The organism is Methylobacterium sp. NPDC080182, from assembly GCF_050281105.1.
Lineage (GTDB): Bacteria > Pseudomonadota > Alphaproteobacteria > Rhizobiales > Beijerinckiaceae > Methylobacterium.
Map to the genome: position 1 here is coordinate 110,583 of NZ_JBNNWO010000009.1, position 23,100 is coordinate 133,682.

The 23,100-nt window shown below is 72.9% G+C and carries 18 protein-coding genes; 3 read left to right on the forward strand and 15 right to left on the reverse strand.

Going from position 1 to position 23,100, the window contains the following annotated elements; translation table 11 throughout:
- Nucleotides 1–122: 122 nt before the first annotated feature.
- The 7 genes from ACQKQD_RS16930 to ACQKQD_RS16960 form a co-directional block, all read right to left on the reverse strand.
- Complete coding sequence (locus ACQKQD_RS16930) at nucleotides 123–2,729, reverse strand: TonB-dependent receptor (RefSeq protein ID WP_427508942.1); 2,607 nt, start codon at nucleotides 2,727–2,729, stop codon at nucleotides 123–125.
- A 291-nt stretch (nucleotides 2,730–3,020) separates the two neighbouring features.
- Nucleotides 3,021–3,638: an SOUL family heme-binding protein gene (locus ACQKQD_RS16935; RefSeq protein ID WP_427508943.1), complete on the reverse strand. Its 618-nt coding sequence runs from the start codon at nucleotides 3,636–3,638 to the stop codon at nucleotides 3,021–3,023.
- A gap of 175 nt (nucleotides 3,639–3,813) precedes the next feature.
- Nucleotides 3,814–7,056: a PAS domain-containing protein gene (locus tag ACQKQD_RS16940; protein WP_427508944.1), complete on the reverse strand. Its 3,243-nt coding sequence runs from the start codon at nucleotides 7,054–7,056 to the stop codon at nucleotides 3,814–3,816.
- Nucleotides 7,057–7,271: 215 nt separating this feature from the next.
- The gene (locus ACQKQD_RS16945; RefSeq protein ID WP_427508945.1) at nucleotides 7,272–8,999 is read right to left on the reverse strand and encodes a response regulator; all 1,728 of its coding nucleotides are present in this window, start codon (nucleotides 8,997–8,999) and stop codon (nucleotides 7,272–7,274) included.
- Nucleotides 8,996–9,457 (reverse strand): response regulator, encoded by a 462-nt coding sequence (locus ACQKQD_RS16950; RefSeq protein WP_020094074.1) that lies wholly within the window; start codon nucleotides 9,455–9,457, stop codon nucleotides 8,996–8,998. The genes ACQKQD_RS16945 and ACQKQD_RS16950 overlap by 4 nt, the downstream gene beginning before the upstream one ends.
- On the reverse strand, nucleotides 9,457–11,712 hold the full coding sequence (locus ACQKQD_RS16955; RefSeq protein WP_020094073.1) for an ATP-binding protein: 2,256 nt from the start codon (nucleotides 11,710–11,712) through the stop codon (nucleotides 9,457–9,459). Before ACQKQD_RS16955 ends, ACQKQD_RS16950 begins: the two co-directional genes overlap by 1 nt.
- A gap of 304 nt (nucleotides 11,713–12,016) precedes the next feature.
- Nucleotides 12,017–12,595 (reverse strand): peroxidase-related enzyme, encoded by a 579-nt coding sequence (locus tag ACQKQD_RS16960; protein ID WP_427508946.1) that lies wholly within the window; start codon nucleotides 12,593–12,595, stop codon nucleotides 12,017–12,019.
- Between the two features lie 486 nt (nucleotides 12,596–13,081).
- Here ACQKQD_RS16960 and ACQKQD_RS16965 point away from each other — a divergent pair, with 486 nt between their 5' ends.
- Together ACQKQD_RS16965 and ACQKQD_RS16970 are read left to right on the forward strand one after the other, a co-directional pair.
- The gene (locus tag ACQKQD_RS16965; protein ID WP_427508947.1) at nucleotides 13,082–14,152 is read left to right on the forward strand and encodes a DUF4424 domain-containing protein; all 1,071 of its coding nucleotides are present in this window, start codon (nucleotides 13,082–13,084) and stop codon (nucleotides 14,150–14,152) included.
- Between the two features lie 76 nt (nucleotides 14,153–14,228).
- Entirely contained in the window at nucleotides 14,229–15,065 is an 837-nt protein-coding gene (locus ACQKQD_RS16970; RefSeq protein WP_427508948.1) for a lysozyme inhibitor LprI family protein, read from the forward strand.
- Between the two features lie 28 nt (nucleotides 15,066–15,093).
- On the opposite strand, the gene ACQKQD_RS16975 is transcribed toward ACQKQD_RS16970, so the two are convergent.
- Nucleotides 15,094–16,059, reverse strand: coding sequence for a YiiG family protein (locus ACQKQD_RS16975; protein ID WP_427508949.1), 966 nt, complete (start codon nucleotides 16,057–16,059; stop codon nucleotides 15,094–15,096).
- Between the two features lie 290 nt (nucleotides 16,060–16,349).
- Here ACQKQD_RS16975 and ACQKQD_RS16980 point away from each other — a divergent pair, with 290 nt between their 5' ends.
- Complete coding sequence (locus ACQKQD_RS16980) at nucleotides 16,350–16,946, forward strand: HD domain-containing protein (RefSeq protein WP_427508950.1); 597 nt, start codon at nucleotides 16,350–16,352, stop codon at nucleotides 16,944–16,946.
- Between the two features lie 22 nt (nucleotides 16,947–16,968).
- Here ACQKQD_RS16980 and ACQKQD_RS16985 read toward each other — a convergent pair whose 3' ends face one another.
- The 7 genes from ACQKQD_RS16985 to ACQKQD_RS17015 all read right to left on the reverse strand — a co-directional run bounded on the left by ACQKQD_RS16985 (nucleotide 16,969) and on the right by ACQKQD_RS17015 (nucleotide 23,061).
- Entirely contained in the window at nucleotides 16,969–18,129 is a 1,161-nt protein-coding gene (locus ACQKQD_RS16985; RefSeq protein WP_427508951.1) for a glutathionylspermidine synthase family protein, read from the reverse strand.
- Nucleotides 18,129–18,863 carry a DUF1190 domain-containing protein gene (locus tag ACQKQD_RS16990; RefSeq protein WP_427508952.1) on the reverse strand — a complete coding sequence of 245 codons (735 nt, stop codon included), beginning with the start codon at nucleotides 18,861–18,863 and terminating at the stop codon, nucleotides 18,129–18,131. The genes ACQKQD_RS16985 and ACQKQD_RS16990 overlap by 1 nt, the downstream gene beginning before the upstream one ends.
- Before the next feature lie 7 nt (nucleotides 18,864–18,870).
- Nucleotides 18,871–19,269, reverse strand: coding sequence for a DUF350 domain-containing protein (locus ACQKQD_RS16995; RefSeq protein ID WP_427508953.1), 399 nt, complete (start codon nucleotides 19,267–19,269; stop codon nucleotides 18,871–18,873).
- 244 nt (nucleotides 19,270–19,513) lie between these two features.
- Nucleotides 19,514–20,419: a TIGR01459 family HAD-type hydrolase gene (locus ACQKQD_RS17000; RefSeq protein WP_427508954.1), complete on the reverse strand. Its 906-nt coding sequence runs from the start codon at nucleotides 20,417–20,419 to the stop codon at nucleotides 19,514–19,516.
- Nucleotides 20,420–20,544: 125 nt separating this feature from the next.
- Nucleotides 20,545–21,777: an extracellular catalytic domain type 1 short-chain-length polyhydroxyalkanoate depolymerase gene (locus ACQKQD_RS17005; protein WP_427508955.1), complete on the reverse strand. Its 1,233-nt coding sequence runs from the start codon at nucleotides 21,775–21,777 to the stop codon at nucleotides 20,545–20,547.
- A 223-nt stretch (nucleotides 21,778–22,000) separates the two neighbouring features.
- Complete coding sequence (dnaQ, locus tag ACQKQD_RS17010) at nucleotides 22,001–22,726, reverse strand: DNA polymerase III subunit epsilon (protein ID WP_331297538.1); 726 nt, start codon at nucleotides 22,724–22,726, stop codon at nucleotides 22,001–22,003.
- A 119-nt stretch (nucleotides 22,727–22,845) separates the two neighbouring features.
- Complete coding sequence (locus tag ACQKQD_RS17015; RefSeq protein WP_056533818.1) at nucleotides 22,846–23,061, reverse strand: hypothetical protein; 216 nt, start codon at nucleotides 23,059–23,061, stop codon at nucleotides 22,846–22,848.
- Nucleotides 23,062–23,100: the final 39 nt, after the last annotated feature.

The window sequence follows — 23,100 nt, forward strand, 5'->3', positions numbered from 1 at the left end:
GCCGCACTCATCTGGGTTTGAAAGACCGGGCTCATCGTCCGGGCGCGAAGGCGCGCGGGCTCGAACGGAAGAGGGGCCGCGGATCCCCCGGCCCCTCGCTCCGTCGTTCCCCCCGGACGGGATCAGTACTTCCGGATGATCGGCTCCGGCGCCATCGGGACCGGATCCGCCCCGAACCGGTAGGTCAGGCCGGCGTAGATCGAGAGCGGCTGCGCCAGGGTGGTGGTCCGCGGGTCGTTGATCGACAGGTTGCCGGCCACCGCGCCCGTCTCCGCGAAGGTGCCGAACGTGGCGTAGCGGTTGTTGGTCAGGTTGGTGATCAGCCCGAAGATCTCCAGGTTCTTGCTGACCTGATACTTCGTCGTCAGGTTCATCACGTAGTAGGCCGGCAGCTTGCGGTTGAGGTTCGATTCGTCACCCCGGTAGTAGGACGACGAGAAGGCCGAGACGTTGAGGCCGAAGCGCCAGTTCGGGGTGATGCTGTACTCGAAGCCCGCCTTGATCTGGTGATCGGGGATCAGCGGGATCTTGTCGCCCGGCCGGACGCGGATGCCGCCGTTCGGGATCACGTCGCCGCCCACGGCGCCGCCGGCCGCGCCGGTGCTCGCCAGCGGGTTGTTGGGCGACGAGAGGGTCGCGTTGAACTGGAAGGTCGCGTCGACCAGGGCGTAGTTGGCGTAGACCAGCAGGTCGGGCGTGACCGCGTACTCGGCGCCGACCTCGATGCCCTGGCGCCGGGTCGCCGGGACGTTGATGTAGTAGGCGCGGGCGGCGTTGCCCGCGACGGCGACCTGGTAGAGGTCGTTGCTCAGGTCGGTGCGGTAGACGCCGGCCTTGTAGGTGAGGGCGCCGCCCGACAGGAAGGCCGGGATCACGCCGCGGAAGCCGGCCTCGTAGGTCCGGCCGGTGACCTGCTTGAGCGGCGGATCGGCCACGAGCGAGTTCGGCAGCAGGCACGGCTGGGTCGGGCTGGAGCAGGACAGCTCCAGCGGGGTCGGGGCGCGGTTCGATTCCGAGTAGCCGCCGTAGAGGTTCAGCGCCGGATCGAACTGGTAGGTCAGGCCCGCGAGCGGGTTGACCTTGGTGTACTCGTGCACGCCGGTGACGTCCGGCGAGAACCCGGTCTGGTCCCGGGTCTGGATGCGGGCGTAGTTGAGCCGGAAGCCGCCGGTCAGCGACAGCCGGTCGGTCACGTCCAGCGTGTCGGTGGCGTAGAGGCCGAGATACAGGGTCGAGCCGCTGACGTTGCCCGGCGCGAGGCCGATCGCCCCGAGCGTGCGGATGTCCGGCGTGCCGAGGCCCGGGATCGTGCCGTAATACGGGTTGTTCGGATCGACGGTGATCGACAGGTTCGGGTTGATCACGCCCAGCTGGCTCGCCGACTTGAACGAGAAATTCGAGGCGTCGACGCTGCCGCCGACCACGAAGGCGTTGTTCAGGCCGAAGATCCGGTCGCGGTTGGCGGCCTGGAGCGAGCCGCCGTAGGATTCGGCCTCCGTCCGGGTCGTGTCGATCGTGCCGTACGGGATGTTCCGGACGAACGGGATCGTCTGGTTGTTCAGGCCGAGGATCGCGAACTGGTTGGCGTAGGCCCGGCGCGCCGCCACCTGGCTGGTGGGCGGCGCGTTCACGTTGAACGCGTCGTCCTGGTAGCAGAGCGAGCCCCGGAAGCTGCTGCGGCTGCTGCAATTCTCGAAGTTGCCCTGGTTGCCGTCGACGTAGAACTCGCTGAAGCGCCGGTAATAGGCGTTGCCGGCGAGGTCCCAGGTCGGCGACAGGTCGATCCGGCCGGTCAGCTGGAGCGTGCCCACCTGCGTCGTCTGGGTCTGCGGGTAGGTGAAGATCGCCCGCGGGTCGAGATGGGTGAAGTCCACCGGCGTGGCGGCGGCGGCGCCGTAGAAGCTGCGGGCGGCGAGCCCGATCAGGTGGAACTCCGAATCCTGCGAGCGGTAGCCGAGATCCGCGTAGAGCCGGCCGATCGTGCTCGGGTTCTGGTAGCGCCAGCCGCGGTCGTTCAGGCCGTCGCCGGTGAAGTAGAAGCTCCAGGGACCGGAGATCTTGCCGTACTCGAGGTAGCCGGCGGTGCGCGCGTCCGAGCCGCCCCAGGCCGAGATCTCTGTGCCCTGCCAGGTGAAGCCGTTCTTCATCTGGATGTTGACCGCGCCGCCGATGGCGTTGAGGCCGAAGACCGGGTTGCCGGTGACCACGTCGATGCGCTGGATCGCCTGCGGCGGGATCAGGTCGAAATTGACGACGTCGCCGAAGGCCTCGTTGATGCGCACGCCGTTCTGGTAGACGGCGAGCCCCTGCGGCACGCCCTGCACCGACGAGGCCGTGAAGCCGCGGTAGCTGAGATCGACCCGGTTCGAATTGCCCTGCGAGTCGTTGAGGTTCACCCCGGGCGTGCGCCGCGCCAGCGTGGCGATCACGTTGTCGGAGCCCTGATCGACCTCGATCTGCCGGGCCGTGACGGTCTCGACGGTGCTGGGGATCTTGTTGAGCGGCTGCTCGGAGCCGCGCAGCCGCACCCCGCCGGCCGGGGCCGGCAAGGTCGGCGCGGCCTGGGCGAGCGTATCGAGATTCTGGGCGCCGCTGGAATTGCCGCCGCCCGCACCCACCGGCGACGTCGAGACGACGCTGATCTCGCCGAGGGTGACGGATTGTTGAGCCTGCGCGACACCCGGCAACAGAGCCACGGACGCGATCAAGCTGCCTCGCAGGGCCCGCATATCTTCCCCCAACCTGGATTCGAAGGCACGCGCCGCTTCGCGTCGGCTGCGTGCGCCTCACTGATCTCGGGTCGGGTCGCGACCTCAATTCACATTCTGTTTAATCCCTGCGGGGGACGACTTGCGGGCTCGAATGATCGGGCCTGTGGCGCAAAGACAACAAAAGAGGAAGATGGCGGCAAGTCTTCGGGATTATTATGAAGGACATCGCGGGATAATTGCGCAATCGGGCCGGTCCTCCGGGGCGGCGTCCGAGGCCGCGCGCCGGGTCGTCAGGACCGGTCCCGGCTCTCACGGCGGCGGCAGGCGGACGGCGACCTCGTTCCGGCGCAGGAACGGGATCGCGAAGGGCGGGTCGTAGCCCATGACGAAGGGCGCGCCCGCCGGTGCGCGGCCGGCCGCCGCCAGGACGGCGGCGAGGATGCCCGCCTGCGCGGCCCGCGCCTCCGGGGTGAGGCGGCCGGAGAAGCGCAGGGCCGCGATCCGCTCGGCCGGGACCTCGACCAGCCGGACCCCCGGCTCGGTCGGGGCCGGCGCCCCGGCCGCCGCCACCGCGCGGGGCAGGAAGAACCGCATCGTGCCGGTGCCGTCCCGCTCCACCGGGACGGTCATGGCGATGGGCTGGGCGATGCGCTGGCCGCCGCTCTCGACCGGCGCCGTCATGGCGATGCGGTCGCCCGCCCGGTTCGCGCCGGTGATGTAGCGGAACAGCCGCCCGAAGGCGTCGCCGTCGCCCTGGCCGCGCGCGTCGGTCTCGACCGCGAGGCGCGGCGCGTAGGACCGGATCTCGACCCCGCGGTCGAGGCGCTCGACGACCGCGTAGGCGGGCTGCTCGTAGAGCGCCCGCACGCCGAAGATCCCGAGCACCGCCTCCGCCAGGGTGACGAGCGCGTACATGACCCTGTCCATGGGACCTCCGGGGGCGGGCGCGGCGTCTCCCGCGCACGCGGAACCTCCCGCGGGAACATGGCGCCGGGACCGCCCGTCGCCGCCCGGCTGCGGCGTCAGGCCTCTGTCAGGTCTCTGTCAGGTCTCTGTCAGGTCTCTGTCAGGTCTCCGCTGGTCCCGGCAGCGCCCCGCCGCGTCAGGGCTGCCCGCCCGGCTGCCCGCCCCTCGGCCGCCTCCGCCGCGCGCCGACGACCTTGCGCAGCACGCGCGAGACCTGGTCGGCGGAGTAGGGCTTGGGCAGCAGCTCGAACTCGCGGATCCCCTCCTGGGCGAGGGCGTGGCTGTAGCCGGAGGCCAGCACCACCGGCAGGTGCGGCATCCGTCGCCGGAGGAGCCGGGCCAGCGCGATCCCGCCCATGCCGGGCATGACCACGTCGGAGAACACGGCGTCGAAGGCCGCGCCGTCGGCGCCGAGCTGCTCCAGCGCCTCCTCGGCATTGGCCGCCCAGGTCGTCGCGTAGCCGAGATCCTCCAGGATCTGCGTGGCGAAGCGGCCGACCTCGATGTTGTCCTCCACCACCAGCACGCGCTGCCCCGCGCCGCCGGGATCGAGCGCGGCCGTCTCCGCGGCGGCGGCCTCGCAGGACGCCTCGGGCTCGACCTGCGGCAGGTAGAGCGTGAAGGTGGCGCCGCGGCCGGGCGCGCTCTCGACCGCGACGTCGCCGCCGGACTGCTTGGCGAAGCCGAAGACCTGGGACAGGCCGAGGCCCGTGCCCTTCCCGACCTCCTTGGTGGTGAAGAACGGCTCGAACACCCGGGACAGGACGTCGGGCCCGATGCCGGCGCCGGTATCGGCGAGGTCGATCGCCGCGAACGGGCCGGCGGCGCCGGCATGGCCGCGGATCGGCGGCAGCGCCGCGCCGCAGCGCAGGCGCAGGGTCAGCGTGCCCGCGCCGTCCATCGCGTCCCGGGCGTTCACCGCCATGTTGACCAGGGCGGTCTCGAACTGGCTGAGGTCGACCCGGACGAAGCAGGGATTGTCCGGCAGCTCGGTCACGACCGTGATGCGGGCGCCCGTGACCGTGTCGAGCAGGTCGGCCACGCCGCGCAGCCGCGCCCCGACGTCGAGGGTCTCGGGCTTGAGCGCCTGGCGCCGGGCGAAGGCGAGGAGCTGCCCGGTCAGCTTGGCCGCGCGGTCCACCGTCTCCGACACGGCGTTGAGGTAGCGGGACCGGCGCTCCTCCGCGAGATCCGGCCGGCGCAGGAAGTCCACCGACGAGCGGATGATGGTCAGCAGGTTGTTGAAGTCGTGCGCCACGCCGCCCGTGAGCTGGCCCACCGCCTCCAGCTTCTGCGACTGCCGCAGCGCCTCCTCGGCGTGCCGGAGCGCCTCGGCCTGGGCCTTCTCGGCGGTGACGTCGCGACCGTAGGCGTAGACGCGATCGCCCTCGACGGAGGTGCGCCAGGAGATCAGGCGCGGGGTTCCGTCCTTGTGCCGGTAGCGGTTCTCGAAATCGGTGAGGTCGCGCGCGGCGGCGGCGGCCTCGAGCGCCTCCTGGGTCAGGTCCGCATCCTCGGGCCAGATGAAGTCCAGGAAGCTGCGGCCCACAACCTCGGCCGGCTCGTGCCCGAGAATCGTCTGCCAGGCCGGATTGACCGCGCGGAAGATGCCGTCGGCCCCGACCACGACCAGTAGGTCGCGCGAGTTGCGCCAGACCCGGTCGTGCTCGGCCGTGCGCTCGGCCACGCGCTGCTCCAGGGTCTCGTTGAAGCGCACGAGTTCGGCCATGAGCCGCTTCTGGTCGTCGATGTCGGTGCTGGTGCCGACCCAGCGAACGACCGCGCCGTCGGCGCCGAGGACCGGCTGCGCCCGGGCCAGGAACCAGCGATAGGCCCCGTCGGCGCGCCGCAGGCGGTACTCGGACTGGTAGTCGGTCCGCGTCTGGACGGCCGCCCGCCACTCCCCGGAAACCCGATCCTGATCGTCGGGATGGATGATCCCGCGCCATCCCGCCCCGTCGAGGGTGCCGGGCTGCAGGCCCGCATAGGCGTAGACGCGCTCGTTGAACCAGTCCGCCGCCCCGCCGGCATCGGCCGCCCAGACGAAATTCGGCAGCACCTGCGACAGGACGCGGAACTGCGCCTCGCTGGCGCGCAGGGCCTCCTCGGCCTGCTTGCGGGCGGTGATGTCGAGCGCCGTGCCGATCACCCGCACGCAGCGCTCGCCCTCGAAGATCCCGCGCCCCTTGGCGGCGACCCAGCGGACGACGCCGTCCTCCTTGCCGACGGTGCGGTACTCGACGTCGTAGAGGGCGCGCCGCGCGGGATTGAGGGCGGAGGCGTAGGCCGCGCTCGTGGCGTCCCGGTCCTCGGGATGCAGGCCCGCGTAGTAGTCGGCCATCGAGACCGGCACGTCGGCCGAGATCCCGAACATCGCCTTGACCCGCGCCGGCCAGAACAGGGTGTCGGCGACGACGTCGACGTCCCAGAGGCCGATCTCGGCCGCCTCGGTCGCCAGCCGCAGGCGCCGCTCGCTCTCCCGCAGCTGCTCCTCGGTCCGGCGGCGCACCGTGTCGTCGAGGTGCAGCCCGTCCCAGACCAGCGCGTCGCCGACGCGGCGGGGGGCCGAGATGATGCGCGTCCAGACGCGGCTGCCGTCGGGACGGCGCATCGGCGCCTCGACGTCGAAATGCGCGACGTCGCGGATCGCGGCGGCCTCGGCCTCGGCGATGCCGCCGCGGTATTCCGGCAGGATCAGGTCGTAGGCGACGGAGGGGTCGGCGAGGACCGCCTCGGCCGCCACGCCGGTCATGCGCTCGAAGCCCTGCGAGACGTAGAGGAAGCGCCGGTCCGCGCCGTCCGGGCCCGTGGCGAGCTGGTAGACGTAGCCGCCCGGGAGGTGGTCGGTGAGCGCCCGGATCCGGGCCTCCGCCTCGCGCAGGCGCTCCTCGGCCAGGACCCGGCCGGTCGTCTCTGTGCAGGCGCAGTACATGCCGGCGACCCGGCCCGCCTCGTCGCGCACCGGCGCGTACGAGAAGGTGAACCAGGTCGGCTCGTCGTAGCCGTGCCGGTTCATGGTCAGGGGCATGTTCTCGGACCACGTCGCCGCGCCGGCGAGCGCCCGGTCGATCAGGGGCCCGATCTCCGGCCAGATCTCCGGCCAGACGTCGCGGAAGCGCGCGCCGAGCGCCGCGGGATGCTTGTCGCCCAGGATCTCCGCGTAGGCGTCGTTGTAGAGGAAGACGAGGTCGGGCCCGAACGCCACGAACATCGGGAATCGCGAGCCGAGGATCAGGCTCAGCGTCGCCCGCAGGCACGGCGCCCAGCCGTCCGGCTGCCCGAGCGGCGAGCCGGACCAGTCGTGGGCGCGCATCCGGGCGCCCATCGCCCCGCCCTCCGCGAGGAAGGGCAGATCCGCGGTCCTGACGGTCTCAGACATGGGACAGGGACAGGCTCCACGATGGGCACCCCTCCGCCTGGCGCCACCGTCCCGGCCGCGGGGCCGGCTGACAGGGCGGCCTCGCACCGGCGCGGAGGGGCCGTACGGTGCCCGCAGACCCATCGGTGCCCCAGCGCGCGGGCCTGTGCAACCGCATCGATCAAGTCGGGCCCTCCGACGGCCGCGACCCGTGTGGAGGACGCCCTGGAAGCGCCTCAGGCGCTCCTGTCGCGGCCCGAGATCAGGCGGAGCTGCGCGGTCGGGCGGGCCGCCAGGGCGGCGGCGACCTTGCCCTCGAGCTCCCCGACGCGGAACGGCTTCAGCACGATCGCGTCGGGGCCGACGGCGCCGGCCTCTGTCAGGGCGGTGGTGTCGGCGAAGCCGGTGACGAACAGGACCGGCAGCGCCGGCCAGCGCTTCCGGACCTCCAGGGCCGTCTCGGCCCCGTTCATGCCCGGCATGGCGAAGTCCATCACGACGAGGTCGACCCCCGGATCCGCCTCGAGGGCGGCCAAGGCCTGGAGGCCGGAGGCCGCCTCGCGGACCGCGTAGCCGGCCTCGCTGAGGCGGGTCGTCGTCACCTCGCGCACCTCGGCGTCGTCGTCGACCACCAGGAGCCGGGGGCCGCTCCCGGGCGGATGCGTCCGCGCGGCCTCGGCCGCGGCGGGCAGGCGGGCCGCGGCGCCCTCCGGCTCCGCGGCCCGGGGCAGGTAGACCTTGATCGAGGTGCCCTCGCCCGCGACCGTGTCGATGCGGATGCCGCCGCCGGACTGCTTGACGAAGCCGTAGACCTGGGCGAGCCCGAGACCCGATCCCTTGCCGACCTCCTTGGTGGTGAAGAACGGCTCGAACACCCGGGCCAGCACGTCCGGCGTCATCCCGGTGCCGGTGTCGCTCACCGCCACCATGACGTAGGCGCCGGGCGCCGGCTGCTCGGGTCGCGTCGGCGCCCCGGTGACGCTGACATTGGCGGTCTCGATGGCGAGCCGGCCGCCCACCGCCATCGCGTCGCGGGCGTTGATGGCGAGGTTGAGGATCACGAGCTCGATCTGGGTGGCGTCGATCAGGGCCGGCCACAGGTCGGGCTGAAGGGTCGTCTCGATGCGGACCGCGCCGCCGATCGAGCTCTGCAGCAGGTCGCGCATCGAGGCGACCGTCTGGTTCAGGCTGACCGGCGTCGGCTCCAGACGCTGGCGCCGGGAGAAGGCGAGGAGCTGCGCGGTGAGCCGGGCGCCGCGCTCGGCGGCCCCGCGCATCATGGCGAGGCGGCGCTTCGAGCGGGTGTCGGAGACGGCCTTCTCCAGGAACTCGATGTTGCCGGCGATCACCGTCAGCAGGTTGTTGAAGTCGTGCGCGACGCCGCTCGTGAGCTGCCCGACCGCGTCCAGGCGCTGGGCGAGCCGCAGGGCGTCCTCCGCCCGCTCCCGCTCGACGATCTGGGCCTGGAGGGCCTCGTTCGCCGTCGCGAGTTCCCGAGTCCGCTCGGCGATGCGCACCTCCAGCGTCTCGTTGAGCGCCTGCAGGGCGGCCTCGGCCTCGCGCTTGTCGGCGCGCGCCCGCGCCTCGGTCAGCGCCCGGACGATCGTGCGCGGCATCCGGTCGAGGCGCTGCTTGACGACGTAGTCGGTGGCGCCGTTCTTCAGGGCCTCGACGGCGACATCCTCGCCGAGCGTGCCCGAGCAGAAGATGAACGGCGTGTCGGGGCACTGCGTCCGGGCGATGCCGAGGGCGCTCACGCCGTCGAAGGTCGGCAGGACGTAGTCCGCGAGGATCAGGTCGTACCGGCCGGCGACCGCCGCGCGCGCGAAGGCGTCGCGGGTCATCACCCGCTCGATCGCGAGCGGATGCCCGAGGGTCTCCAGCTCGGCCTCGATCAGCTCGGCGTCGAGGTCGCTGTCCTCCAGGTGGAGGATGCGCAGCGGCCCCGCGGAAGGTCCGATCACGCGTTCGATGGCCAGCCTCCCCGGTACGGCGGCGGCTCGTTGAGGAGGGCCCAGAACACGCCGATCTCCTTGATCGCCGCGAAGAACTCCTCGAAGGCGACCGGCTTCACCACGAAGGCGTTCACCCCGAGATCGTAGGAGCGCACGAGGTCGGTCTCCTCGCGGGACGAGGTCAGCATCACCACCGGCACCTGGCGGGTGACTGGGTCGCCCTTGATCTTGGCGAGCACCTCCAGGCCGTCGACCTTCGGCAGCTTCAGGTCGAGCAGGACCACCGCGGGGTCCTGGGCCTGCCGCTTCTCGTGCGCGCCCCGCCGGTAGATGAAGTCGAGGGCCTCGGCGCCGTCGCGGCAGATGACGATCTCGTTGGCGAGCTGGCTCGATTCGAGCGCCGCCAGCGTCAGCTCGATGTCGTTCGGGTTGTCCTCGACCAGGAGGATGGGCTTCAGTCCCGCCATCAGTGCGCCTCCTCCCGGATGGGCAGGGTGAAGTAGAAGGTGGCGCCCGCGCCGAGCCTGCCCTCGGCCCAGGTCCGGCCGCCGTGGCGCTCGACGATGCGCCGGACATTGGCGAGGCCGATGCCCGTGCCCTCGAACTCCTCGACCCGGTGCAGCCGCTGGAACACGCCGAACAGCTTGTCGACGTAGGCCATGTCGAACCCGGCGCCGTTGTCGCGCACGTAGTAGACCGCCTCGCCCTCCCGGGGCGGGAGGCTGCCCATCGCGATCACCGCCTCCGGGGTGCCGCGGGTGTACTTCACGGCGTTCGACAGCAGGTTCTCGATGACGAGCCGCAGCATCACCGGGTCGGCGTAGGCGCGGCCCAGCGGCGCGATCTCCCAGCGGAGGGTCCGGTCGGGGGTGACGTCGCGCAGGACCTTCCGGCGGACCTCCTCGACCAGGGCGTTCATGTCGCCCCAGACCTTGTTGAGGGCGTGCCGGCCCATCTGCGAGAAGCTCAGGAGGCTGTCGACCAGGGTGCCGGCCGAGAAGGCCGCCTCGATGATCGTCTCCACGTAGTGCCGGCCCTTGTCGGAGAGCTGGGCGCCCTCGCGGGTCTTGAGCAGGTTCGCGTAGCCGACGATGTGGCGGAACGGCGCGCGCAGGTCGTGGCTGACCGAGTACGAGAACGCCTCCAGCTCCTTGTTCGAGCGCTGCAGCTCCTCGCTCATGGCGGCGAGCTCCTCGGCCCGGCGGAGCACGATGCCGAGCACCGAGGCGCGCAGGTCCTTGGCGGCCTCCACCTCCGGGTCGGACCAGGGCAGGGAGCGGCCCTGCACGGTCTCCTTCCAGATCTCGAACGACTTGCGCGGGTGCAGCCGGTCCGGGCCGCCCTCCGGGTCGGGCCGGACGGCCTTCACGGGGTTGCCGCCCCACTTCACCGTCCGCACGACCTCGGGCCTGAACCAGAGGATGTAGCTCGCGTACTTCTTCGAGACCGAGATCGCCAGGAGGCCGCTCGCCCGGTCGGCGAAGGCGGCGGCGGCCGGGAACGCCTCCGACAGGGCCTCGGAGACGAAGACCTCCTCGGCATCCTCGCGCTCGGACAGCCACCGATAGAGGGCGCGGACCTCGCGCTCGGTCGGCGTCGCCCCGAGCAGCCGGCAGCGGTCCGCCGTGACCACCGCGGCGCCGGTCGCGTCCACCAGGGCCAGGACGTCGTCGGGGTGGTTGAGCAGGCCGTCGACGAAGCTGTCCTCCTCGGCCATGAACGCGAGGAGGCGCGCCTGCACGGCGCCCAGCGCCAGCCGCTTCTCGGACTGGGCGCCGCGCTCGCGGGCCGAGAGCTGCAGGGCGAAGATCTGGGTGAGCACGTCGCAGGCATTGCGCGCCTGGAGGGGCACGCGCCTGGGCGCGCGGTTGTGGCAGGAGATCAGGCCCCAGAGGGCGCCGTCGACGAGGATCGACACCGACATGGACGCCATCGTGCCCATGTTGCGCATGTACTCGACGTGGACCGGCGAGACCGAGCGCAGCACCGACTGGCTGAGGTCCAGCGGCTTGCCGGAGGGCGTGGTGGCCGGCCGGATCGGCACGGGGACGTAGCCGGCATCCGGGATGATGCGCAGCCGGTTCCGGCGGTAGAGCTCGCGCGCCTGGGCCGGGATGTCGGAGGCGGGGAAGCGCAGGTCGAGGTAGGAGGGCAGGACGCCGTTGCCGGCCTCCGCCAGCACCGTGCCGTGCCAGTCGCGGTCGAACCGGTAGACCAGGGCCCGGTCGAGGCCGGTGATCTGGCGGATGTCCTCGGCGACGAACTGGCAGAGGTCCTCGACGGTGCGGGCGGTCTGCAGGCGCTCGACGAAGGCCCGCAGGCGCGGAGTGAGCACGTCGACGCCGATCTCGGCCGCGGCCGCGTCGATCTCCTCCAGCTCCAGCACGACGAGTTCGTCGACCCGGTGGGCCGCGACCTCGTAGGCCTGGCGCCCGCCGGCGGTCTCCAGCGTCACCGTCCGGAGATAGAGGGCGCCGTCCTGGGGCTCCGCCGCCTCCAGGTGGTGGCGGACGACGGCCGCGAGGTCGGGCAGGGCCGCGTCGAGGACGGTGCCGACGGAGGCCGCCGCGGGGGCGTTGGCGCTCGCCTGGACGATGGTGAGGGACCGGGCCTCGAGGCCGAGCAGGAACCCGTGCGGCTGGACGCTGCCGACGATGTGGATGGGCTCGCGATCGCACGCGGTCAGGTCGAGACGCTGGGCCGCGCCGCTTCGAAGGTTCAAGCCGGGATTCGCCCCCTCACCGGGTCGGCCACAAAATTTAACGCCTGTTAACAGCCGGACCGGGCGGCTCCTATAGGCTTAAAGCACTGGTAAGGACGGCGCGCCCCGTCCGCGCCGCGTCCCCGCGCGCGGTCGCGACCGGGCTCAGAGGGCCGGAGCCGTTTCATCCGCTCCCCGCGCGCGACGCCAGGTCGCACGGCGGGGCTCCGGCGGTCCCGCGGGGCGCCGAGCCCTGTGAAGGGATGGTGGACACCCGGAACCCGCTCCGGCGGTCCGCTCGCCGGCGGCGAGGGACGCCGCGCCGTCAGCCGCGCCCCATCGCGTAGAATTCCGGGTTGGGCCGCATATTGCTGACGTTCGCCAGCCGGTTCGACAGGCCGAAGAAGGCCGCGATGGCGGCGATGTCCCAGGCATCCGCGTCGTCGAAGCCGTGGGCCCTGAGCGCCGCGAACGCGGCCTCCCCGATCTGGTGGGCGGACTGGCTGACCAGCATGGCGAAGTCGAGCATCGCCTTCTGCCGGTCGGTGATGTCGGCCTTGCGGTAGTTGATCGCCACCTGGTCGGCGATCAGCGGATCCTTGGCGCGGATCCGGAGGATCGCCCCGTGGGCGATCACGCAGTACTGGCACTGGTTGATGGCCGAGGTCGCCACCACGATCATCTCGCGCTCGGCCTTGGTCAGGTTGCCCGGCCTGTCCATGAGCGCGTCGTGGTAGGCGAAGAAGGCCCGGAACTCGTCCGGACGGTGGGCGAGCACCAGGAACACGTTCGGGATGAAGCCGGACTTCTCCTGCACCGCCTCGATCCGCGCGCGGATGTCGTCCGGCAGCGTCTCCAGGCGGGGGATCGGGAAGCGGCCGATCGGGGCGTCTTCGGCTGGCACGGGGCGCTCCTCGCAGATCGTCGCGGATCGAGCCGGCGCCCGGGGCCGCCGGCCATCCCGGGCAGCCGATAGACCGAACGGTCGCGGCGGCGCAATCGCGCGCGGCCGCCGACGGCGGTGTCTTCTCACAGCCTCGACCTGACGCCTCGACCTGACGCCTCGACCTGACATGGCCCTCTCGGTCGGCCTCAACTCTGCCCGAAAGCTTCCATTCGGTCCGTCCGAGATTCGGCGGTGCGCGTGCGGGCGCGCCGCGGGGAGGATGGTGTGCCGCGACCGATGACGCCTTCGCCGAAGCGCTCACCGCCCTGGGGCGGCGGATCGAGGCCCGTCTCCCACCGGGACCGACGGTTGCCGAGCCCGCTCCGCGACTGAGCCGGAGGCGTGACCGGATCGTCCGAGACCCGCCCGCCGATCGCTGACCGGCGACGCGCCGGTTCTCACCCCGCCCCGCACCGACGGATCCAACCCGCGAGCCCGACAGCCGTGCGAATCCCATCCACGACCCGCATCCCGCGCCTGACCCTGCTCCTGCCGGTGATCCTGTCGGCGGCCCTGTCGACGGCTCTGTCGTCGGCCCTGCCGCGTCCGGCCCGGGCCGACGACAGCGTCGCGACCCTCGCGACCGGCGGTCTCGTCCTGGAGAAGACGGACCGGATCGCCCTCGTCTCCGAGGACCTCTTCCTGTCCGAGAAGGCGGTGCGGATCGTCTACCGCTTCCGCAACCTGACCGACCGGGACGTCGAGACGACGATCGCGTTCCCGATGCCCGACATCTCCGGGGGTCCCGACGCGATGCTGAGCATCGCCGACCCGAAGCACGACAACTTCCTCCGTTTCACCACCGAGGTCGACGGCCGGCCGGTCGACTCGCAGGTCGAGCAGCGCGCCTTCGTCACGCCGGCCGGCAAGCCGGAGGTCGAGGTGACCGGGCGGCTGCGGAGCCTCGGCATCCCCCTCGTCCCGACGGTCGAGGCGACCGAGGCCGCGCTGGCCGCCCTGGGCGCCGATCAGCGCCGCGGCCTCGTGGCGGACGGCCTCCTGGAGCCCCAGGACATGGGCAAGGGCACGACGAGCCTGTTCCCGGTCTGGACCCTGCGGTCGAAGTTCTGGCGCCGGCAGGTCTTCCCGGCGGGCCGCGACGTCGTCGTCCGGCAGAGCTACGTTCCGGGCGTCGGCGGCCTCTCCAGCCTGTCGTTCGGGACCCCGACCGAGGGCGCCGACGAGAAGGCCGAGTACGCGCGGAAATACTGCACGGACGCGGCCTTCCTGAAGGCGGCCCAGGGGCTCGCCCGCAGGATCGCGGCGGCGGGCGGGCAGGGGGTGCAGGCCTTCGAGCAGTACCTGTCCTACGTGATCACCTCCGGCGGCAACTGGGCCGGGCCGATCGGCACGTTCAAGCTGACCGTGGACAAGGGCGACCCGACGACGCTCGTGTCGTTCTGCGCCACCGGACTCCGCAAGACCGGCCCGACGACCTTCGAGAGCGTCGTGACGGATTACGTGCCTCGGCGCGACATCGACATCCTGATGCTCAAGACCACGACGGGCCGATGAGCGGCGGCGCGCCATCCTGCCCGGATCCGGAAGGCCCGACGGCCGATCGCGTCCAGACCGCCACAGGAGGATATCCGTGCGTAGCCAAGCCCGTCCGGCGCGCCTGAGCCCGCGATCGTTCCCCCGATCGATCCTCCGATCCGGCCTCGTCGGCGCAGTCTGTGCGCTCGGCACCGGCGCCGCCCGGGCGGCGCCGGATTGCGCCGGGATCCGGGACAGGGTCGAGACGCTGATCTGTGCCGACCCCGCCCTGACGCGGCTGGACGAGGAACTCAGGCGCCTGTTCGACCGGATCGTGGGCGAGACGCGCGGGGTCGACGGCGAGACCGGCCAGGCGATCGACACCTTCGGCGAGGACCACGCGCGCTGGCGCGCGCGGGTCCGCGATGCCTGCCCGGACACGGCCTGCCTGACGCGGGCCTACACCGCGCGGATCGCGCAGGTCCGGCGCGACTGGAGCCGGGCGCTGCCGGACACGCCGGCGCTGCGCCACGTGGTCAACGCCCGTTTCGGCTTCTCCGTCGACGTGCCCGCCGACCTCGTCGCGGAGCCGCCGCCGGACAACGGCGACGGGCAGGCCTTCCGCTCGGCCGACGGCCACCTGCACCTGACGGTGTCGGGCCTGAACGACGTGCTCGACCAGGATCTCGACGCCGTCGTGGCCGCGGACCGGAAGACCTGCCTGCGGCAGCCGCCGGAATACGCGGCGCGCAAGCCCGGCTGGATCGTGCTCTCCTGCACGACGGCGGCCGGGATCCTGTATCGGAAGACCCTGCTGGCGGGCGGGCGCGGCGGCGCCTTCGTCACCCTGCGCGTCCGCTACCCCGCGGCCGAGCAGGCGCGCTGGCAGGCGGCCGTCACCGCGGCCGCGACCTCGCTGCGGCTGACGGAACCGGGCCGGAGCGCCCGCTGACGGGGGCCCGGGTCCCGGACGCCCCCGGTCACCGCGAGAAGGTCGTGGCCGTCTGCGCGGTCGACACCATCATGTTGTAGTCGTTCACGATCCAGGTCACGTCGCGCCCGGCGCCGCGCCGGGCGTCGCCCCTGGCCTTGGCGAGCTTGTCGTCGAACTCGCGCAGCTTGCCCAGGAGCGCGCGCGGCCGGCTCTCGAACACGTGGAAGGAGTTCGGGTTGGCGGCGCTGTACCCGTCCATGTCCTTCACGGCGACGGCGTAGCGCCCGAGCGCGGCGTCGAAGGCCGCCATGTCGACGACCGGCTTGGCGTCGGTGGGCAGCAGGTCCATGACCTTGCGGCAGGCGGTCATCACGTTCGCGACGTGCCAGCGCGCCTTGCGGCCCTCCCGCGCCTCGATGGCGGCGAGTTCCAGCGCGTCGCTCCTCTCCTTCTCGACCCGCAGCGCGGCGTCGACCTTGGCGCGCGCCGCCAGGAAGGCCGGCCCCGCGACGGCGAGCTTGGCGTGGAGCGCCTTGCCCTGCTCCATCTTGTCCGCGCGGTAATCCTGCCGCTCGTAGTAGCCCTCCGCCTCGGTGACCGTCGGGGCGAGCGCCTGATAGGCGGCGATGTAGGTCTTCACGGCGCCGTCGAGGTCCGGCATCGCGGGCGGCTGCGCCGTCGCGGCCTCCGCCTTCGCGATCTCGCCGCGCACGTCGTAGAGCCCGTAGAGGCCGTAGATGATCCGCTCGCGGCCGGTCGGACCGGTCTTCATGTTGACCCAGCTCTGATAGCGGCCGAGCGATTCCTGCGCCCGCAGGGTCCGGTTGAGGAGCCCGACATAGGCGTTGAGCTTGCGGATCGTCTCCTGAGCCGGATCGCTCTCGGGCTTGGTCGCCGGCCCCGCCGGTGCCGGGGCAGGGGCCTGCGCGGGGGCCTGCGCACGGGCCGGGGCGGCGGCGAGCAGCGCCGTCAGCATCAACCAAGTCGTCGTTCTCAGGCTCGTCGCTCTCATGGGCGCTGGGGATCCTCCGGATGGTTCTGCCCCTGTAGCCGGCGTTCCGCGCGAAGACCAGACGCGGGATCGGGTCGATCGCGCCCAATAGATCTCTCGGGATCGACAGCGGCGCGTCTATCGGAGCGTTCGACGATCACATCCCCGATCATCGTCGCGGGGACGATGATCTCGCGGGGCGTCGGAGCGCGAGGCCGGGAAGTCCATCGCGGGTGCCCGGAGCGTCTTCCCGGACAGGCGGCGCGAGGCCGTCTCGTCCCGCGAAGGCGGATCGGGTAGAGGATCGGCCGATGCTCGACGGCCACCCCCGCATCCTGGCTGACCTGCGCGACCGGCTGGCCGAGCCGCAGCGCGTCTATCACGGCCAAGCGCATATCGACGCGCTCCTGGAGGCGTTCCGCGCCCGCCGCGGGACGTTCCACGATCCCGACGCGGTTGAACTGGCGATCTGGTTCCACGACGCCGTCTACCGGCCGGGCGCCCCGGACAACGAGCGCCGCAGCGCGGCGCTCCTGCGGGCGCTGCCGGAGGGCGCGGTCCCGGCGCCCGCGCTGGCGGCGGCCGAGACGATGATCCTGGCGACCGAGCGGCACGCCGTCCCGGACGGTCTCCCGGCCGCGCTCGCCGCGGACGTCGCGACCTTCCTCGACCTGGACATGGCGATCCTGGGGGCGGCGCCCGCCGCCTACGACGGCTACGCCGCCGGCGTGGCGCGGGAATTCGTCCCGGTCGTGGGCGCGGCCGCCTACCGGCAGGGCCGCGCCGCCTTCCTGCGGGGCGCCCTCGCATCCGGCCGGCCGCTGTTCGTCACCGCCCGGGCCCGGGCGGCGCTGGAGGGGCCGGCGCGGTCGAACATGCGGCGGGAGCTCGCGGCGCTGGGCCGGTGAGCCGCGGCGGCTCGGGACCCGGTCACGGATCGATGAGGTGCGGCACGAACCGGGCCCGGTCGGTGGTGATGAGGCCGTCCGACTCGCGCAGGCACAGGCCGGCGGGCCGGTCGCCGACCATCCAGCTGCCGACCAGCGCGCGGCGGCCCGCGAAATCGGGCAGCTCCGCCAGGGCCTGCCGCACGTAGCCCTCGCCGCCGTAGGGCCCCTCGTCGCGCGCCGCGACGGCGCCGTCGCGCACGATCAGCACGTTGGCGCCCTCGCGCCCGTAGAGGGGCTTCTTCACGAAGCTCCGGCCCAGCGCGGCCTTGGCCGGGTCCTCCTCGAAATAGGTCGGCAGCAGGTTGGGATGGCCCGGCGCCATCGCCCAGAGATGGGCCAGCAGCCCCTTGTTGGAGAGAACCGCCTTCCAGGGCGGCTCCAGGAACCGGGTCGCGGCCGCGCCGACCGCGCGGCCGAACGGGTCGGCGAACATCCACTCCCACGGGTAGAGCTTGAACAGGCAGCCGATCGGGGCGCCGGCCGCGTCCACGAAGCGCCCGTCCGCGTCGAGCCCGATCGCCTCGACCGGCAGGAAGGGAGCGGGGCGGCCGGCCTGGAGCGCGCAGTCCTGGAGATAGGCCAGCGTGCCGCGATCCTCCGGCGCGTCGGGGAAGCCCGCGAAGGCGACGCCCTCCGGGGGCGCCACGGCGGCGAGGCGCGCCACCAGCGCCTCGTGCAGGGTGTTGAACTGGTCGGCGCCGGCGGGGAGGTGCCCCCGCGCCAGCCCGTCCTCCAGCCAGAGCCACTGGAAGACCGCGCTCTCGTAGAGGGCGGTGGGCGTGTCGGCGTTGTACTCGAGGAGCTTGGCCGGCCCGTCGCCCCCGTAACTGAAGTCGAAGCGCCCGTAGAGGCTGGGATCGCGCCGCGCCCAGCTCGCCCGGATCGCGTCCCAGGCGTGCTCGGGGATCCGCAGCGAGGCGAGGATCGCCGCGTCCCGAACCGCCCGGTCCACGAAGGCGAGGCAGAGGTCGTGCAGCGCGGCGCTCGGCGCCTCGATGGCGTCCTCGATCTCCGCGAGGCCGAAGGCGTAGTAGGCGCTCTCGTCCCAGTAGGGGGCGCCGTCGAACGTGTGGAAGGTGAAGCCGGCCCGCGCGGCGTGCTGGCGCCAGTCGGGCCGCTCCGGGACCGGCACGCGGCGCATCAGCCGCCCCCGAACCCGCCCCCGAACCCACCCGCGCGGCCGCCCGAGCCTCCGGAGAACGCCGTCGCCCGCCCGGTGCCGCCGAAGCCGCCGCGGCTGATCGTGCGCGGGGTCGCGCTCGTGGTGCGGGCGACCGAGGCGGGGACGTGGACCCGCGAGGCGCCGCCCGCGTAGGCGACCCGCCCGCCCGCACCGGTGCAGTAGCCGCCCCCGTGCCCGGCCGTCGCGGCCCCGGCCTCGTCGCGCTCCTCCTCAGGCGCGTGCGGGTAGAGCGGCTGGACCGGCAGGTCCTGCGCGTCCGTGCGCCCCATCATGAAGGCGGCCATCACCGGCAGGTAGCGGCCGCGTGCGGCCTCCGTGACCTGCGCGCCCGGGGTGCAGCCGCCGGTTCCGTGGTGGCGCTGGCAATCGGCCTCGGTCTCGTAGCGCGGCGCCGTCGCCGCGTAGGTCTCCTGCGCGCTCGTGTAGGCGGCGATGCAGGCCTCGGCGCCGCGCAGCTGCTGGGCGATGCAGGCGCCGAGCGTCCCGTAGACGAGCGCCTCCTCCTCGCGCTGGGACGGGTCGAGGCCGCCGAGCGTCAGGGCGGCCGCGCCGGCGCCCGCGACCAGGACCAGCGACACGGCGGCCGAGCGCTTGGAGCGGCGGGCAGCGGCGAAGCCGGCCCCGGGCCCGCAGGCGGCGTCGCCGGAGGCTGCATCGGAGGCTGCGTCGGGACGTGGCGCGGTCTCCTTCACCGGCGCCTCAATAGGTCATCGAGGCGGCGTTCACGACGCCGCCCGCCAGCGAGGCCGCGCCGAGGAGGATCGCGGCGGCGGCGCGATCCTCCTCGATGCGCCGCGACAGGTCCGGCACCGCGAGGCGCACGAGCCAGTAGATCGCGATCTGGATCACCAGGGCGATCAGCCCCCAGATCAGGCAGTCGAGCAGCGACCGCGCGTTGTAGATCGCCACCGCCAGCGGCAGGGTGAAGCCGACCAGGCTCCCGCCCAGCGCGACGGCGGCCGCCGTCACGTCCCGGCGGATCAGCGCGAGCTCGTTGTGCGCGGTGGCGAGGGTGTAGATCAGCAGATAGAAGCCGATCAGCCCGGTCGCGGTGCCGAGATAGAGCAGGAAATCGGGCAGTCCGGAGACGAGGGTCACGTAAGACCCGCCGTCTCGCCGGTTCCGATCGTCGCGCGCGCCGCCATCGGGCAGGTCTTCCGGTCGAATCGCCCGACGCGTGAGGCGAATGTCGGGGCTGATTGCTGCGCGCGGGACCGATTCACACGCGCGAATCCACGCAATTTCCCGCGCGGTGTCAAGCTTGTCGGGGATTTCAGGGGGTTAGACTGGCGGCAATACGCGCAGGACCCGCCTCGAAGGGCCCGCCTCGGAGGACCGGCCGCTACCAGACCAGCCGCTCGATCACCGCGTCCGGATGCACCGCCTGCCGGCCGAGCCATTCCGCCACGTCGCCCAGGCGGTGATGCGCGGCCGTGACGCCGAGTTCCTCCGCGTGGATGCCGCGGGCCACCAGCAGGCTGGCGATGCCGACGCCGCGGGCGCCGGCGATGTCGGTGCGGATCGCGTCGCCGATCGCCAGGACCCGCGCCGGGTCCACCGGGGCCCCGGCGAGCGCCGCCCCGGTGAGCGCTGCCCCCTTGGCGAGCGCCGCCTCGTAGACCGGGCGGTGCGGCTTGCCGGCGTAGACCACGGGGCCGCCGATCTCCGCGTAGGCCGCCGCGAGCAGGCCCGCGCAGGGGATCAGGCGGTTGCCGCTCTCCACGACGAGGTCGGGATTGGCGCAGATCATCGTCAGCCCGCGGGCGGCGAGGCGCTCCAGCTCCGGCCGGTAATCGTCGGGGGTCTCGCTGCGGTCGTCGAACAGGCCGGTGCAGACGACGAGGTCGGCCTCCGCCTCCGGGACGAGGCTGAGGTCGAGCCCCTGGAAGATGCCGAGGTCGCGCTCCGGCCCGAGATGCCGGATCCGGGCACCCGGGCGCGCGGCGATCAGGTCGTGGGTGAGGTCGCCCGAGGTCAGGATCGCATCGTAGGCCTCCCGCGGCACGCCGAACCGGTCGAGGATGCGGCCGACGCCGTCGCCGGGCCGGGGCGCGTTCGAGACGAGGACGACCCGGCGCGGCCGCGCGCCCGGGAGGCCGCGGAAGCGGATCAGCGCCTCGCCGGCGGCCGTGTGGGCCGTCTGGCCGTCGTGCAGCACGCCCCAGACGTCGCAGAGGATCAGGTCGTACCGGTCGGCGACCTCGGCGAGGCCCTGGAGGGTCGGGATCGGCGCGGGGGTGGTGCTCATGGGAGGTCCTGGGGAGGTCCTGGATGCAAAAGGTCCGGGACCTTTTGGGGGAGCAGGGCAGCGCCCTGCGATACAGCAGGGCCGCGCCCTGACAACCCGCCAGCGCGCGGCCCTCCGGAAACCCCTTACGGGCGCCCCGCCGGTCCCAGCCGGTGCTCGGCGAAGAAGTCGAGCATCGCCCGGGACGCGTCGGGCCCCTCGGGATCCGTGTAGCTGCCGTCGGGGCGGCCCCCGGACCAGGCGTGGCCGGCGCCGCGCACCCGCCAATCCTCGACCACGACCCGGCCCGCCTCGTCCCGGTAGCGGGTGCGGGTGAAGGGGTGGCCGCGGCCCTCGAAGGTCTCCGACCGCGGCGTCAGCCCGGCGACCTTGGCCTGGGCCAGCACCTGGTCGGCGTTGCGCACGCTCACCGTGCCGTCGTCCTCGCCGTGGAAGATGATCGTCGGGACGCGGGTCGCGGGCGCCGGGGTGCCGAAGGCGGTCGGGGCGCCGAGGCCCGGGGCGCCGACCTGCATGGCCATCAGCGCCGAGCCGAGGTCCCGGGCGCAGCCGGCCGCGAGGCCCGAATGCACGCCGACGGCGGCGTAGAGATCCGGGTAGGCGCGGGCGATGTTGAGGGCGGCGGCGCCGCCGGCCGACAGGCCGGCGATGTAGACCCGGGCCGGGTCGATCGGGTGCTCCGCCATGATCGCGCGGGTGAGGCCCGCGATGATCGCCGGCTCGCCCGCGCCGCGGCCCTGGTCCCGGGGCTCGTACCAGTTCCAGCAGCGCTGGGCGTGGGCCTGGCGGCTCTGGGCCGGGTAGGCCACGAACACGCCGGCGCGCTCGGCGAGGGTGTTCATGCCGGTGCCGGCGGCGAAATCGTCCGGGTTCTGTGTGCAGCCGTGCAGCATCACGATCAGCGGCGCCGCCCGGTCCGGGTGGCTCGGGATGAACAGCTTGTACTCGCGGGTGCCGGCGGGCTCGGCATGGGTCAGGGACACGAAGCGGCCCCCGGTCCCGCCCGCCCGGTCGGCGGGCGGCGGGGCCGGCGACCGGAGCGGGTTGCCCAGGCCCTTCAGCACCGGCGCGAGCCCGCGCACGACCTGCCCCACCACCTCGCGCATCCGCGTCCCGGACTCCGCCGCGGGACTGCGCGTCTCGGCGGCCGGCGCGTCGCGGCGCGCGGGAGGCTGCGGCGCGGCCGGCGGATCGGCGGGCGGAGCCTTCTGCCCCCCGAGGCTGCGCTGGATGAGGGCGGTCGCCTCCTCGAGCCGGCCGAGGCCGGTCAGGCGGGTGGCCTCGATCATGTCGGCGAAGGGTGACGGGCCGGTCTTGTCGTCGCGCTGTCCGTCGCGACTGCCGAAATCCTCGGTCATGCGTGCGCGCCTCACTGCCTCAGCATCTCCGTCACGGCCGGATCCGGCGCGCCCGTGCCTCCCCCGAGGGAGCGCACCGGCACCGCGCGGGCCAGCCTCCGTCACCCCGCGAGAGGCTCCGTCGACGGCGTTTTGTGCATTGCAATAAACGCCCCTGTGCGATGCGGCAACAGCCGGCGGCGCGCGGCAGGCGTGCGGATCGGAGAGCGGGACGGACCGGCGATCAGGCCGGATCGTCCACCCCGATATACTCGGCCCAGATCGCGGCAGGACCGAGGCTCGCGCGGAAGCTGTCGTGCCGGGCGCGCTCTGCATCCGTGAGGCGAGACCGGTAGGGGCGGGGCGCCGCCGGAGCCGCCGACGCCAGGGCCGCCGAGCCGGCCACCGGGACGGCCGTCGCGGCCTCCAGGAGGCCGAGGCTGGTCTGCTTGCCGCCGAGCAGCTCGACGTAGACCTCGGCCAGGATCTGCGCGTCGAGGAGCGCCCCGTGCTTGGTGCGCCGGGTGTTGTCGATGCCGTAGCGGCTGCAGAGGGCGTCGAGGTTGTTGGCCGCGCCCGGGTGCTTGCGCCGGGCCATCGGCAGGGTGTCGACGACGTCCTCCAGCTGGATCGGCGGCGGGGCGTTCGCGCCGAGCCGGGCGTATTCCATGTTGAGGAAGCCGACGTCGAAGGGCGCGTTGTGGATCACGAGCCGCCCGTCGGCCAGGAAGGCCAGCAACTCGCCGACGATCTCGGCGAAGAGCGGCTTGTCGGCGAGGAACGCGTCGGACAGGCCGTGGACGTTGAAGGCGCCCTCGGAGACCGGCCGCTGCGGGTTGCAGTAGCGGTGGAAGGTCCGGCCGGTGGGGATGTGGTTGAGGAGCTCCACCGCGCCGATCTCGATCAGCCGGTCGCCTCCCTTCGCCTCCGTGCCGGTGGTCTCGGTGTCGAGGACGATCTCGCGCAGCATGGGTCTCGCGACTCGCGGGGGGGTGGGGGCGGACCCTAGCGGGATAAGCCCGAGCGGTTAACCCGCCCTGCACGGCCGTCCCCGTCCATCACCGTCGACCAACCGTCGAGCGCCTCGCCCTACCGAGAGGTGTTGCGGTAGACGCAGACGGGTCCCCGGTCCTCGTAGCCGCCCGGGCAGGCGGTGACGCAGGCGCCGGCCGCGACCTTCTTCGGCGGCGGGCAGCTGGCGGCGTACTGGGCCTGCGCGGGCCCGGCCGCCAGCAGCGCGAGAAGGGTTGCGGCCCGGATGCCGCCCGACCGAATGCGATCAATCCCGCCCCAGCGCCGCGCCATCACGTCCATCCTGCCGTCCGTATTCCCCCCGGAACACAA